Source organism: Streptomyces sp. (genome assembly GCF_031178505.1).
GTDB lineage: Bacteria > Actinomycetota > Actinomycetes > Streptomycetales > Streptomycetaceae > Streptomyces > Streptomyces gulbargensis.
On the sequence record NZ_JAPSIW010000112.1, the window covers coordinates 1 to 13071 of the forward strand.

The 13071-nt window shown below is 73.6% G+C and carries 15 protein-coding genes; 7 read left to right on the top strand and 8 right to left on the bottom strand.

What is annotated here, in order from left to right; all coding sequences use genetic code 11:
• The coding region (locus RIF68_RS11020) for an MFS transporter (protein ID WP_309050993.1) at positions 1-970 on the bottom strand (970 nt) is incomplete at its 3' end.
• A gap of 162 nt (positions 971-1132) precedes the next feature.
• On the opposite strand from RIF68_RS11020, the gene RIF68_RS11025 reads away from it, so the two are divergent.
• The 3 genes from RIF68_RS11025 (at position 1133) to RIF68_RS11035 (ending at position 4539) form a co-directional block, all read left to right on the top strand.
• Positions 1133-2365: an ROK family protein gene (locus RIF68_RS11025; protein WP_309050994.1), complete on the top strand. Its 1233-nt coding sequence runs from the start codon at positions 1133-1135 to the stop codon at positions 2363-2365.
• 190 nt (positions 2366-2555) lie between these two features.
• Positions 2556-3785: a hypothetical protein gene (locus tag RIF68_RS11030; protein ID WP_309050995.1), complete on the top strand. Its 1230-nt coding sequence runs from the start codon at positions 2556-2558 to the stop codon at positions 3783-3785.
• The gene (locus RIF68_RS11035; RefSeq protein ID WP_309050996.1) at positions 3769-4539 is read left to right on the top strand and encodes a hypothetical protein; all 771 of its coding nucleotides are present in this window, start codon (positions 3769-3771) and stop codon (positions 4537-4539) included. Before RIF68_RS11030 ends, RIF68_RS11035 begins: the two co-directional genes overlap by 17 nt.
• Before the next feature lie 69 nt (positions 4540-4608).
• Here RIF68_RS11035 and RIF68_RS11040 read toward each other — a convergent pair whose 3' ends face one another.
• Together RIF68_RS11040 and RIF68_RS11045 are read right to left on the bottom strand one after the other, a co-directional pair.
• Complete coding sequence (locus RIF68_RS11040; protein WP_309050997.1) at positions 4609-4920, bottom strand: DUF6332 family protein; 312 nt, start codon at positions 4918-4920, stop codon at positions 4609-4611.
• Positions 4921-4977: 57 nt separating this feature from the next.
• On the bottom strand, positions 4978-5466 hold the full coding sequence (locus RIF68_RS11045) for an SRPBCC domain-containing protein (protein WP_309050998.1): 489 nt from the start codon (positions 5464-5466) through the stop codon (positions 4978-4980).
• A gap of 267 nt (positions 5467-5733) precedes the next feature.
• Between RIF68_RS11045 and RIF68_RS11050 the strand changes: the two genes are divergently transcribed.
• Entirely contained in the window at positions 5734-6498 is a 765-nt protein-coding gene (locus RIF68_RS11050) for a class I SAM-dependent methyltransferase (protein ID WP_309050999.1), read from the top strand.
• Between the two features lie 224 nt (positions 6499-6722).
• Here the strand turns inward: RIF68_RS11050 and RIF68_RS11055 are convergent, their stop codons facing one another.
• Together RIF68_RS11055 and RIF68_RS11060 are read right to left on the bottom strand one after the other, a co-directional pair.
• The gene (locus RIF68_RS11055) at positions 6723-7361 is read right to left on the bottom strand and encodes an ATP-binding protein (RefSeq protein ID WP_309051000.1); all 639 of its coding nucleotides are present in this window, start codon (positions 7359-7361) and stop codon (positions 6723-6725) included.
• Between the two features lie 309 nt (positions 7362-7670).
• A complete protein-coding gene (locus tag RIF68_RS11060; RefSeq protein ID WP_309051001.1) occupies positions 7671-7997 on the bottom strand; it encodes a hypothetical protein in 327 nt (108 codons plus the stop codon).
• A gap of 215 nt (positions 7998-8212) precedes the next feature.
• Here RIF68_RS11060 and RIF68_RS11065 point away from each other — a divergent pair, with 215 nt between their 5' ends.
• Positions 8213-9364 carry a PLP-dependent cysteine synthase family protein gene (locus RIF68_RS11065; RefSeq protein ID WP_309051007.1) on the top strand — a complete coding sequence of 384 codons (1152 nt, stop codon included), beginning with the start codon at positions 8213-8215 and terminating at the stop codon, positions 9362-9364.
• A 400-nt stretch (positions 9365-9764) separates the two neighbouring features.
• A complete protein-coding gene (locus RIF68_RS11070; protein WP_309051002.1) occupies positions 9765-10298 on the top strand; it encodes a flavoprotein in 534 nt (177 codons plus the stop codon).
• Between the two features lie 373 nt (positions 10299-10671).
• Here RIF68_RS11070 and RIF68_RS11075 read toward each other — a convergent pair whose 3' ends face one another.
• The gene (locus tag RIF68_RS11075; RefSeq protein ID WP_309051003.1) at positions 10672-11049 is read right to left on the bottom strand and encodes a helix-turn-helix domain-containing protein; all 378 of its coding nucleotides are present in this window, start codon (positions 11047-11049) and stop codon (positions 10672-10674) included.
• A gap of 78 nt (positions 11050-11127) precedes the next feature.
• On the opposite strand from RIF68_RS11075, the gene RIF68_RS11080 reads away from it, so the two are divergent.
• Positions 11128-11538, top strand: a complete 411-nt coding sequence (locus tag RIF68_RS11080) for a RidA family protein (RefSeq protein WP_309051004.1) — start codon at positions 11128-11130, stop codon at positions 11536-11538.
• A 401-nt stretch (positions 11539-11939) separates the two neighbouring features.
• Here the strand turns inward: RIF68_RS11080 and RIF68_RS11085 are convergent, their stop codons facing one another.
• Both RIF68_RS11085 and RIF68_RS11090 read right to left on the bottom strand, forming a co-directional pair.
• Complete coding sequence (locus RIF68_RS11085) at positions 11940-12377, bottom strand: SRPBCC family protein (protein ID WP_309051005.1); 438 nt, start codon at positions 12375-12377, stop codon at positions 11940-11942.
• On the bottom strand, positions 12374-13071 hold a 698-nt coding region (locus RIF68_RS11090), incomplete at its 5' end, for a DeoR/GlpR family DNA-binding transcription regulator (protein ID WP_309051006.1). The genes RIF68_RS11085 and RIF68_RS11090, both read right to left, overlap by 4 nt.

Genomic DNA, 13071 nt, shown 5'->3' on the forward strand with positions numbered 1-13071 from the left:
CGAGCAGTGCGGCCCACACGGTCGGCGCGAGCGCGCCGAGGAGCATGCCGGCGGAGGCGGTGATCCCGCCCGCGACCAGGGTGCGGGTCTGGCCGAACCGTTCCAGGAGCAGCGTGCCGGACAGCCGCCCGGCGGTCATCGTCAGGGCGAAGACGGAGTACCCGGCGGCGGCCACGCCCGGGTGGGCGTGCAGGTCCTGCGCGAGGTGCAGCGCCCCCCAGTCGGCGAGCGCCCCTTCTCCGTACGCGGTGCACAGCGCGATCACCCCGAACACCAGCACGGTCCGACGGGCCGCGGGCGACGGCGTGGCGGCCGACGCGTCCGGCCGGGACGGCCGGGCTTCCGGAGGGGCGGGGCAGGGGTGGCGCAGCAGTACGGGCCCGGCGGCGGCCGTCAGGAGGAGCCCCGCGACCGTGAGCCCGAGCAGGTGGACGGTGGGGGAGAGGCTGCCGGCCAGAAGACCGCCGATCCCGGCCCCGACCATGCCGCCGAGGCTGAAGGCGGCGTGGAAGCTGGGCATCACCGGCCGCCGCAGGGCGGCCACCAGGTCGACGGCGGCGCTGTTCATCGCGACGTTGATGCCGCCGTAGGCGGCGCCGAAGACGAGCAGGACGAGACCGAGCGCGAGCGGCGACCGTGTGAGGGCGGGCAGCGCGACGGAGAGCGACAGCAGGACGGCGGTCGCCACGGTGACGGCGTGGCTGCCGTGACGGCGGCAGAGCCGCCCGGTCAGCGTCATGGTGATCACGGCGCCGGCGGACACGCCGAGCAGCGCGAGGCCGAGGTCGCCGGCCGTCGCGCCCGTCTGCTGCTTGACGGCGGGAATCCGGACGACCCAGCCGGCGAAGAGGAAACCGTCGAGGGCGAAGAACAGGGTCAGGGCGAGGCGGAGGCGGGACAGGGAGCGGGCGGCGGTGTCTCCGCCGAAGCCCCCCGAGGCGGCCGTCCGTACTTTGTTTAGTAGCGGCACAAACTCAGGATAGGGGTCTCGGGGTGCCGCTTTCAACCGGCGGGACGAGGAGGGCCGGGGCGCGGGGTCCACGGGCCGAGGCGTCGGCACCGGGCCCCGCCCCGCCGCCGCCCCACCCGCCCCCGGACCGCGAGGGCCTCCGATCATGGGAGACTCGCCCCCATGAACGGCAAGGCGACGACGACCCGCACGCGGCTGGACCGGGGGCGCAGCGCCCTCGGGCCCGCGTTGGAACTGGTGCACACCGGCCGGGCGCCGACCCGGGCCGTTCTGACCGCCGAACTCGGGGTGACGCGGGCCACCGCCGGGGCCGTCGCCGCCGAGCTGGAGGCGCTCGGTCTGATCCGGGTCGACTCCAACCCCGGCGCCGCCGCCGGCTCGCAGGGCCGCCCCTCGCACCGGCTCGCCGTCGACGAGAAGGGGCCCGTCGCCCTCGCCGCCCAGGTGCACGCCGACGGCTTCCGCGCCGCGCTCGTCGGCCTCGGCGGCACCATCGTGGCCACCGCACCCGGCTGTGTCACCGTCTCCGCCGACCCCGCCCAGGTGCTCGGGGCGGTCGTCGACGCGGGCGCGGCGCTGCTGCGCGAGACCGGACGCCGCTGCGTGGGCGCGGGCCTCGCCGCTCCGTCCGCCGTCGCGGAACCCGAGGGCACCGCGCTCAACCCCCTCCACCTCGCCTGGCCGGCCGGGGCGCCCGTCCGGGAGATCTTCGCCGAGCGGGTACGGGCCGCCGGCATCGAGGGCCCCGCCTTCACGGGCAACGACGTGAATCTCGCCGCGCTCGCCGAGCACCGCCACGGCGCCGGCCGGGGCGCCCGCGACCTGCTCTGCGTGGCCACCGGCCACCGCGGCGTCGGTGGCGCGCTCGTCCTCGACGGCCGCCTCCACACCGGCAGCGCGGGTCTCGCCCTGGAGGTCGGACACCTCACCGTCAATCCGGAAGGGCGCCCCTGTCACTGCGGCAGCCGCGGCTGTCTCGACGTCGAGACCGACCCGCTGGCCTTCCTCACCGTCGCCGGGCGGGACCCCGGCCCCGAGGTGTCCCTGCTCCAGCAGGCGCGCGACCTGCTGCGTACGAGCCCCGACGATCCGGGCGTACGGGCCGCCACCGAGGAACTGATCGACCGGCTCGGCCTCGGCCTGGCCGGTCTGGTGAACATCCTCAACCCGGACCGGATCATCCTCGGCGGCCTGCACCGTGAACTCCTGCACGCCGACCCCGAACGGCTGCGCGCCGTCGTCGCCGACCGCAGCCTGTGGGGCCGCAGCGGGGGAGTCCCGATCCTGCCGTGCACCCTCGACCACAACAGCCTCGTCGGCGCGGCCGAACTGGCCTGGCAGCCCGTCCTCGACGACCCCCTCAGCGCCCTCGGGCGCGAACCGGCCACCCCCTAGGTGTATTGATCACGAGCGTCAACAACGCTCGTGATCAATACACCTGGGCCCGTTCGCCGGGGCCGTGAGAGGATCACGGTTCACCGGTCCGGCTCCTTTCGCCCGCGCTTCGCGACGCGCGGAGAAGTGCGGGCCGTTGCCGTGTCCACGGTGGGACCACCAGCAAGATCCGTGAACGGGGGGCCGTTTCATGCGCACCGCACAACCGCCGGAAGCCCGCGTCGACGGGACGAACACCCTCTTGGTCGCGCCCGCGCCGCTGCGGGACCCCGACCTGGTCGGGGACTTCCTCGGAGCCACCGTCACACCGGAGGAGCTGGCCTCCGGCGTGCCCGACCTCGCGGGGAAGACCGTCTACGTCCGGGGGGACGCATCCGCGGTCGACAGCCGCCGGCTCACCGAGGCCGACCGGGTGTTCGCCGTACGGGAGCCGTCACACGGTGACGACGAGGAGGCCGGCGGGCCCTGGACCTCTGTCGGCCCGGGCCGCGTTCCCCTCCGTGTCCACGGAGTGGGCGTGTACTACCGCCGCTTCTTCGCACCTGGCGACGACCACTTCGGACGGATCCGTGCCGAGCACGCCTTCCAGTCCCTCACGGAGTCCACCAAACCCGGAACGGCCCGCCGCAGCGGCATCTATCTGACGCCCGTCACGCGCGACGGCGACGCGCTGCGTTTCCGTCTGCTCCGGTGCTCCACGAATCTCTCGGGGCCCACCGAGAACTTCCGCCCGACCGACACGCGGATCGTCGAGGCTCTGAACCGCGAGGCCGCCACCGTCTTCCGGGGCCAGGCACCGCTGAATCACGTCCTGGCGCAGATCTACCCCAACGTCCGGGCCACGGCGGAGCGCAAGCAGTCCAAGGCCAGGATCTCGGCCCACGCCGACAAGACCAAGGACATGCCGGCCAACGGCATCATGGCCTTCTGCACCTTCTACGACGGGCTCGACAAGGTGAGCCCCCTGGCGGAAGACCCCTTCGACCTCGGGGTGAAGGGGATCAGCGCCCTCACCCGTCTCCACTTCCGCCTCAAGGAGCCGGCCGCGCGGCGCGACGGGCGCGCGCTGCCCCCGCAGTTCACGCTGACGCTCCACCCCGGCTCCGTGTTCCTCATGCCGCTGTCCACCAACCGTCTGTACACGCACGAGATCCGGCCCTCGGCCCTCGACGCCGACAAGCTCCCGACCCGCCTCGGATACGTCGTGCGCTGTTCGAAGACCGAAGCCGTGCACAGGGACGGCCGGACGTTCCTCGAAACGGCCGGAGGCACGGTGAGGCTCGGACCGCCCACCCCCGACGGCATGAACGAGCTGCGCCGGCTGTACGCCGAGGAGAACAGGAGCTCGTCCTTCATCGACTACGGCGACGCGTTCCGCTTCAGCATGAACACGGGAGACTACCTTGCCCCCCTCGTCTAGCGCCCGGGACGGCGTCTTCTCGTGCGCCCTGCCCGCCGAGGAGAACCTCTTTCCCGAACTGTCCGCGTCGGTCCGCTGGGAGGACGTGGGAAAGGGCCGGCGAGGCGCCGTACTCGTCAAGCCGGACGAGACGGGCGGTGTGCCGCTCGTCCGCACCACCACGCGCTACGGCAGCCCGGCTCAGCGGTTCCGTGACGTGCACGAACGGCTGGCGCGGCGGATCCGGGAACGCGCGGCGATCCCCGTCGGCTTCAACAACGCGCTCGTCGAGACGTACACGAACGCGTACACGACCATGGGCAGCCACTCGGACCAGGCCCTCGATCTGGCCGGCGACTCGTACATCGCCGTCTTCTCCTGTTACGAACGTCCCGAAGCGAACCCGCCGAGGAAACTGGTCTTCGAGGCGAAGGAGCCCGGGGGAGAGACCTTCGAGATCCCCCTCGACCACCACGGTGTCGTCGCCTTCTCCGTCGGCACGAACAGGCGGCTCAGACACAGAATCGTCCTGGACCCCGCCCGCCGGGCGGCGGAGAACCGGTGGCTCGGAGTCACGTTCCGCACGTCGAGGACCCTCGTCGGCTTCCGGGACGGACACGCGTACCTCCCCGGCGGCGCGCCTCTCGCGCCGGCCGACGACGAGCGGAGGCGCGAGTTCTACCGACTGCGGCGGCGCGAGAACGAGGAGACGGACTTCATCTGGCCGCCGCAGACCTACACGCTCAGCGAGAGCGATCTGATGCCGCCCGTCTGACCGCGGGGCCTCCCCCGCGCGACGGCGGGCCGCCCCCGGCACCGGGGCGCGGGGCGGAGGGACCGGCGATCACGACGTCGCCTCCCCACCCGTCGCGTCGTGCCCCGGACGGCTGTCCGCGCCGTCCGCGGGCAGCCTCTCCCGGTGCTTCCCGTGGTGCCACAGGACGTGGACGACGCGGAGCACCCCCAGCACGCCGCCGATCGCCGCCCCCGCGACGACCAGGGAGTTCTCGACGGCTCCCGGCAGTTCCCAGACCGCCGCCGGGCCGGCGATCGCGGCGAGGACGAGAACGGCGAGGACGCCCGCGCTGAAGAGCGCGTAGCCGATCTCGACCGTGATCGCGTCCCGTTCCGCCTGAGTCCGTCGTCTCGTCGTCATGGCGGAAGTGTCCCACCACGGGCCCCGGATGTCGCCGACGGCCGGCCGCCGCCGCACTCAGGAGGTGGCCGGCGGGGTGCCGCTCCCGTTCTCGACCAGCGCGGCGAGACGGTCCAGTGCCATGCGCAGGCCGGTCTCGTTGTCGGCGGCGGGAATCGCGTCGGGGACGTTCTCGTGGAGCACGCGGACCTCGGTTCCGCCCGGGAGGGGGACGAGGAGGGTCGTCAGGGTCATCGTGCCGGTGAGGGAGGGGTCGTCGGTCTCGAACTCGACCGCCTCCACGACCCGTTCGTCGGGGACCAGTTCGACGAAGCGGCCGTGGTACGTGTCCGTGCGCGCGTCCGACTTGCCGGCGCCGTCCGGTGTGTCCGCGCCGTAGGTCAGCGAGACCCGGAAGGCGCCTCCCTCGCGGGCCTCGAAGACGTGCACCTCGGCGGTCATCCCGTACGGCACCCGCCAGCGGGCGACCGCCGCCGGGTTCAGGAGTGCCCGGTAGACGGCCGACGGCGGGGCCGCCACGCGGCGGGAGACGCGGGTGGAGTACATCCCGCCAGGCTACGGCGCCCCGGCCCTCCCCGCTCCCGGGGACCCGCGCCTCGGGGAAGCCGCGCCTTGGGGAACCCCGTTCCAGACCGTCCCGGTCCCGGGAACCCGCTGCTGACCGCCCCCGCCTGCCGGGACCCGCCCCCCGGGGAACCCCGTTCCCGACCGTCCCCGTCTGCCGGGACCCGTGTCCCGATTCCTCTCCCGCCCGCCACCGCTCCCGGGAAACCCCGCGCGCGGCAGCCCGGTCACCGGCTAGCGTTCCGGATCATGACCGACTCCAGCCTTCCTCCCCGCCTCGGCGGCCTCACCTTCCACGGCCCGCTCTCCGAGGCGCGGGCCGCCCGGCTCGTCGGCCGGATCGCCGCCGCCGCACCCGCCGACGTCCTCGACATCGGCTGCGGCTGGGGGGAGTTGCTGCTCCGCGTCCTCGACGCCGCCCCCGGCGCCCGGGGCACGGGGATCGACATCGAGGCGGAGGACCTCGCCCGGGGCCGGGCCCTGGCCCGCGAGCGCGGACTCGCCGACCGCGTCACCTTCGTCGAGGAGTCCGCCCTCGGCACCGACCGCGGCCCCGTCGACGCCGTCCTCTGCCTCGGGTCCAGCCAGGCGCTCTGCGACCCCGGGCAGCCGCACGACCCCGCCGCGGCCCTGCGCGAACTGCGGCGGCTCGTCCGCCCCGGCGGGCGGGTCGTCCTCGGGGAGGGATTCTGGGAACGCACCCCCACCGGGACCGAGCTGGCCGCCATGTGGCCCGGGCGCCGGGCCGGTGACCACCTCTCCCTCGGCGCGCTCGTGGACCTGACGATCGCGGCCGGCTTCCGGCCCGTGTGGATCGAGCGGGCGAGCCGGGACGAGTGGGAGGAGTTCGAGTCCGGCTACCGCTCCGACACGGAACTGTGGCTGGCGGCGAACCCCGGCCATCCCCTCGCCGCCGAGACCCGCGAGCGGGTCGACCGGCAGCGCTCCAGCTGGCTCAACGGCTACCGGGACATCCTCGGCATCGCCTACCTCACCCTCGTCGCCACCGCCTGAGCCCCCGTCACGCCGGGGGAGAGGACAGCCGTGCCGGCCGTCGGGCGTCCGGGCGGACGCCGTCCGGGACGTCGAGCACAGGCCGCACCATGGCGGCCGTCCGGCCGCGGGCACGGCGGCCGTACCGGGCAAGGGGGCGTCGCGGCATCGCGCCACGGAACCGGGCCGCCCGGCCCCGGCGCGGCGGGACCGGGCGGGCCGGGTGAGGGTCCCCGAGGCGTCCGTCAGCGGACCGCCGCCGGCGTGCGGGCCGGGTCCGGGGGGCTGCTGAGGGGTGCCGCCGGGGTGCTCAGAGGCACGTCGGGGAAGCGGCCGTACGAGACGAAGGGGCTCTCGGCGAGAGGGCCGGCGCAGCCCTGGACGGCCTCGGCGGTGACACGGGACGGCGTCGGGGCGGCGGGGGCCGTGAGGGTGAACCACACGACCTTGCCGTCGGTGCCGCACGGGCGGACGCCCCAGCTCTCACTGACGGCTCCGACGATGGCGAGGCCCCGGCCGGAGGTGGCCAGCCCCTCGGAACCGTCGAGTCCGGCGAAGCGTCCGGTGGTGGTGGGAGGAAGTCCGGCACCCGCGGTGGCCCCGGTCGCGAAGCCGATCGGCTCCGGGATCCGGGGGTCGTTGTCCCGGACCGAGACGGTGAGGCGGTCGAGCAGCAGTTGCAGCTCGACGGTGCAGCGTTTGTCGGGCTCCGCGTGCCGGTGGACGTTGGACAGCAGCTCGGTCACGCCGAGCGCGGCCTGTTCCACCAGGGCGTCGAGATGCCAATGGCGGAGATGGGCGGAGACGATGCGGCGGATCTGTCCGATCCGCGACGGCAGGGCGTGAAGCTCCACCGCGTAGTACCTGCTCGGCTCGCTGATCACGGCGGCGACTCCCCGAAGTTGTCGTAAGAAGACGAAGATTCGGATCTGTCATGCGTACAGCAGGCGGTGACCGGAACGCTCTGTCACCGCCGGTGAACCCTCGGTGAGGTGGTTCCAGCGTGAACCACCCGTCACCCCGCCGCAACTCGCGGCCACGAGCGGCAGGCCGCAGCCCCGGACGGCACCACCGTCACTCCTGCCCCAGGGGACGCGCGAGAGGTATGCGGGCCCGCGCCCACGCGGTCGCCGCGGGGCGGCACCGGACCGGCACGTCGGGCCGGTCCTCCCGACCACCCGTACCGCCGGGCCTCAGGACTTCCGGCCCGCCGCCCGCCTGAGCGCCGCCAGGAAGCGGCCGGACCGCTCCGTCTCCTCCGCGTCGCCGCCGTCCGTCGCCGCCCGGTCCATCGTGAGCCGGTAGCGCGTGCCGTTCACGGTCGCCACGGCCTCGTCCGACGTCGCGAACCACGGGCGCCCGGCCCGCACCTTCGTGACCGGGGCGCTGTCGATCTCGCTGCCGTAACTCGTCAGCAGCGCGAGCCGCCCGTCCTCGATCCGTACCTCCCCCGCACGCGTCAGCGAGCGCGGCCACCGCGCGATCCGTACGCCCCTCGCGCTGAACTCGGGCTTCGCCATGCCGATCCGCCCCTTTCACCCGGTTGCGGGTACCAGTGTGCCGGGCCCTTCGCGACCGCACCAGTACCCCGCCCACAAGTGATCCCTATGGAGCCCCAAAGGCAACGTTTGCCCAGGTGAGAGGGGTATCGTCGGCGTCGGGAGACCCCCGGTGCAGCACATGAGGAGTGGGACGGATGAACACCACACGGAACAGCGCGACCCCTGCGCCACCGATGGCCGCGCCGGCGACGGCCGCCGGCGCCGCGGCCACCGACACCTGCACGGCGACGGCCACCATCGACGTCGACCGCAGCGACCCGGCGTACCGGACCTGGCTGAAGGAGGCCGTCCGCAAGGTCCAGGCCGACGCCAACCGCTCCGCCGACACCCACCTCCTGCGTTTCCCGCTCCCCGAGCGGTGGGGCATCGACCTCTACCTCAAGGACGAGTCCACCCACCCCACCGGCAGCCTCAAGCACCGCCTCGCCCGCTCGCTGTTCCTGTACGGGCTCTGCAACGGCTGGATCCGGCCCGACCGGCCCGTCATCGAGGCCTCCAGCGGCTCCACCGCCGTCTCGGAGGCGTACTTCGCCAAGCTCGTCGGCGTCCCCTTCATCGCGGTCATGCCCCGCACCACCAGCTCCGAGAAGTGCCGCCTGATCGAGTTCCACGGCGGCAGCTGCCACTTCGTCGACGACTCGCGCACGATGTACGAGGAGGCCGCGGCGCTCGCCGAGCGCACCGGCGGCCACTACATGGACCAGTTCACGTACGCCGAGCGCGCCACCGACTGGCGCGGCAACAACAACATCGCCGAGTCCATGTACCAGCAGCTGCGCCTCGAGCGGTACCCGGAGCCGGCCTGGATCGTCGCCACCGCCGGGACCGGCGGCACCTCGGCGACCATCGCGCGCTACGTCCACTACATGCAGCACGACACCCGCATCTGTGTCGCCGACCCGGAGAACTCCTGCTTCTTCGACGGCTGGACGCAGGGCGACCCGCACGCCACCGCCGACCGGGGCTCGCGCATCGAGGGCATCGGCCGGCCGCGCATGGAGCCCAGCTTCGTGCCCGGGGCCATCGACCGGATGATGAAGGTGCCCGACGCGGCCAGCGTCGCCGCCGTCCGCGCCCTGGAGGGCGCCATCGGCCGCAAGGCGGGCGGCTCCACCGGCACGGGGCTGTGGAGCGCGTTCAAGATCGTGGCCGAGATGGTGGCGCAGGGCCGCACCGGCAGCGTCGTGACCCTGATCTGCGACCCCGGCGACCGCTACCTCGACAAGTACTACTCGGACGCCTGGCTGGCCGAGCAGGGGCTCGACATCACCCCGTACGCCGCCGCGATCGAGACCTTCCTCGCGACGGGAGCCTGGCCGACGTGAGTCCCGGAGGTCCCCGGCCCTGACCCGTCCGCGCCCCGGGTCCTTCCGGCGCGCGGGGGAGTACGTCCACGCACCGGTCCCGCATGCGCTCTCCGTGCAGCTCGCGGAAGTGTCGAGTGTCGAGTTCGGCCGGCGGGATCCCGCGCGGGTCCCGCCCGGGAGGCCATGCGGACCGAAGACCACCCCGCACCCGTTGCGCCGAGAGCTGGTACGCCAGGACATGGGTCCCGACCGGACCTGACGTAGTCACGCCGCCATGGCAGTCCGCCGGCCGGTGGGGAAGGTGCCGGGCCGGGAACGGGGGTGCCGCGGAACATCCGGGAGTTCGGCGCCTGGAACGGAACTCGCCTCCGCCCCCGACTCCGCCCGGATGGGCGGCCGTTGCGTAGTGTCGGGAGACATGAGCACCCGGACCCTGTACCTGTTCAGCTCGGCAGCCCCGCCCGTCTTCGACATCGCGACGGTCATCGAGGACGCGCAGGCGGACGGCTGGGACGTCTGTCTCGGTCTCACACCCACCGCGGCCCGCTGGCTTTCCGACTCCCTCGACGGGCTCGCCGCCCTGACCGGGCACCCCGTGCGCTGGGACTACCTCATGCCCGGCCTGCCCGACGTCTGGCCGCAGGCGGACGCGATCCTCCTCGCCCCGGCCACCTTCAACACGGTCAACCAGTGGGCTCTTGGGATCACGAACAAGTGGGTCGTCGGGGTCCTGGCGGAGGCCGTCGGGAAGGGGATCCCGACGGCGGCCGTGCCGTGCGTGAGCGCGGCCTTGGCTCAGCATCCGCAGTTCGAGCGGTCGATCGGCACCCTTCGGGGCGCCGGGGCGCACGTGCTGTACGGCCCGGGCGGGTTCGTGCCGCACCGCCCCGGTGAGGGGAATCCGGCGGAGTACCCGTGGCGCGTTGCACTGGACGCTGTCCGCTCGGCCTGACCCGGGACAATGCGACGCCGGGGCAGCTCCTCGTGGCGGCCCCGATCCCGCGTCCGGGCCGCCCTGTGGTGAACGGCCGCACCGCTCGGCCGCGACGACGGGCGAGAGTGGGGCGGCCCGGGGGAGCCACCGGCAGCACACGCTCCGTGAGTGCCGCCGCCGACCTGCCCGCCGTCGAGGCGGCCAGGTCCGCGCGCCTCACGAAAGGGCGGGCGCGACGCCGCAGCAGCCATGACCCGAGCGGGTGGGGCCGACGCGGACGAAGCCGGCCCCGGCGCCGGAGCCGGCGGTCAGGAGACGGCCGCTGACTCCGTTTCGTCGTCTGCGTCCCGCAGGACGTCTTTGAGGTCGGCCAGGGTGGTCTCGGGAAGGGTCAGGAGCCGGTCTCTCCTTCTTCCCCCGTCTCGAATTTTTCTCGTGCGCGTTCGATGGCGGGCATGTTCTGCGACGCCCACGCCAGCAGTACGTCGATGGGATGGCGCAGGGTTTTGCCGAGCGGGGTGATCCGGTAGCGGACCGCCACGGGGCGGGTGGAGACGATCTCGCGGTCGATCACGCCGTTGCGTTCGAGGCGCCGCAGTGTCGCCGTCAGCGACTTCTGCGTGACGTGGGGGATGGCCCGGCGAAGTTCGTTGAAGCGACACGGCCGTTCACAGAGTTCGTTGAGGACGCTGAGCGACCACTTGTCGAGGATCTGGTCGAGCAGTTCTCGGTGGGGGGCGTCGATCCGGAACTCGCCGGCGGTATCCATGGTGAAACCTGGTCTCGTTGAAGTGTCTTTCTCCTACTAAGTAGCTTATCGATACCTACTCCGGAGGAGAGCAACCGCATGACTGTTCAGCACTTCACGCCGGAAGGCATGCTGCAGCCGGTCCCCTACCACCACGTCGCCGTGGGCACCGGGACGAAGCACGTCCACGTCAGCGGACAGGTCGCGCGCCAGGCCGACGGGACCCCCGTCGCGCCCGGTGATCTGGCCGGACAGGTCGCCCAGGCGCTGCGCAACACCGCCCTCGGACTGGCGGGCGCGGGCGCGTCGTTCACGGACGTGCTGCGCCTGACCTTCTACGTGACCCGGTGGTCCCCGGAGAGGATCGGCGATTTCATGGCCGGCGTCGAGGCCGTCGCCGAGGAGATCGGCCTCCGGCTTCCCATGCCCCCCGCCTCCCTCATCGGCGTCGAGTACCTCTTCGAGCCGGACATCCTCGTCGAGGTCGAGGCGACCGCGCTCCTGGACTGACCCCTTTTCGAGGAACTTGCGCAGCCCCGGCACGGCCGGCCGAAGAGGGCTTCGGCGCGCGATCGAGGCGTACCGCCCGGCCATGGCCCGGTTCCCGGGGTGGTCGGCGCCCAGGTGATGGGGCGGCAAACTGTGCCGCCGTACGCTCCGCGGGCCTCGCGCGGGCCCGGACGAAGTGTCGGCCCCGATCGAGTGGGCCCGCGCCAGGCACCGCCGTCCGGCCAGGGCCAAGGACGGCCCGGGCCGGCACAGGTGAGGTGGAGCTGCCCCCCACGCCCATACCGAGCCGGGTACGGAGGACCGCCGGCGTCCTGTACGGGGACACGGCGCCCCTCCGGGGCCACCCGGCCCGAGGCGTACGCGGTCCCGGCACGGCGTCATCCGGCGTCGGCGCCCCGGACTCAGCCCCGCAGCAGCCCGTCCAGCGCCCTGCCGAACAGCAGCCGTCCCGCCGCCGCGGACACCGGGTCGAGGAACCGGGGCACACCGCGCACGGACAGCTCCTCCGTCCACCGCACCCGGCAACCGCCACCCGGCAGCCCCGCGACCTCGATGAGCGCCCAACCGCGCACCACCCGGCCGGACTTCTCCAGCCGACACACCCCCGGCCGTCCGCCGGAGGGCGGCTCCCAGCGGGTCACCTCCATCGGGTCGTCGAAGGCCAGCCGCCCGATCCCCGTCCGGGCGGTGAAACGCGTCCCCACCTGGTTCGCGCCGGGCGTCAGCACGCGCGTCCGGGTCAGCGGCACCCGGCGGCCGTGCGCCGGCCAGTCCGTCAGCCGGCGCCAGACCTCCTCCGGCGGCAGGGGCACGGCCCGCCCGACCCGGAAGGGGGTCACGCCTGCTCCTCGCCCGCCACGACCAGTCCCGGTACGTGCTCCAGGACCTCCGCCCGGAGGTCCGCGCCCAGCCCCCGGTCGGTGACCCAGGTGTCGACCTCGTCCAGACCCGCGAAGGAACTCAGACCCACCGTCCCCCACTTGGTGTGATCGGCGACCACCACCACCCGGCGGGCCGAGCGCATCAGACACCGGTTCGTCTCCGCCTCGGCCAGGTTGGGCGTGGAGAGCCCGGCCTCCGCGGAGAGACCGTGCGCGCCCAGGAACAGCAGGTCGAAGTGGAGGGACCGGATCGCCCGGTCCGCCACCGGACCGACCAGCGCGTCCGACGGCGTCCGCACGCCACCGGTCAGGACGACCGTCGGCGCCCCGCTCCGGGCCTCGCCGCCGCTCCCCGCCGGACGCGCCTCGTGGAACACGTCGGCGACCCGGACCGAGTTGGTCACCACCGTCAGTTCGGGCACGTCGACCAGATGACGCGCCAGGGCGTACGTCGTCGTCCCGCCCGACAGCGCGACGGCCGAACCGGGCGCCACGAGCGCCGCCGCGGCGCGGGCGATCTCGTCCTTGGCGCTCGGCTCCAGAACCGACTTCGCCTCGAAGCCCGGCTCGTGCGTGCTCGCCTCGACGACCGGCACGGCCCCGCCGTGCACCTTGGCCACCACGCCCTGCCTGGCCAGGACGTCCAGGTCCC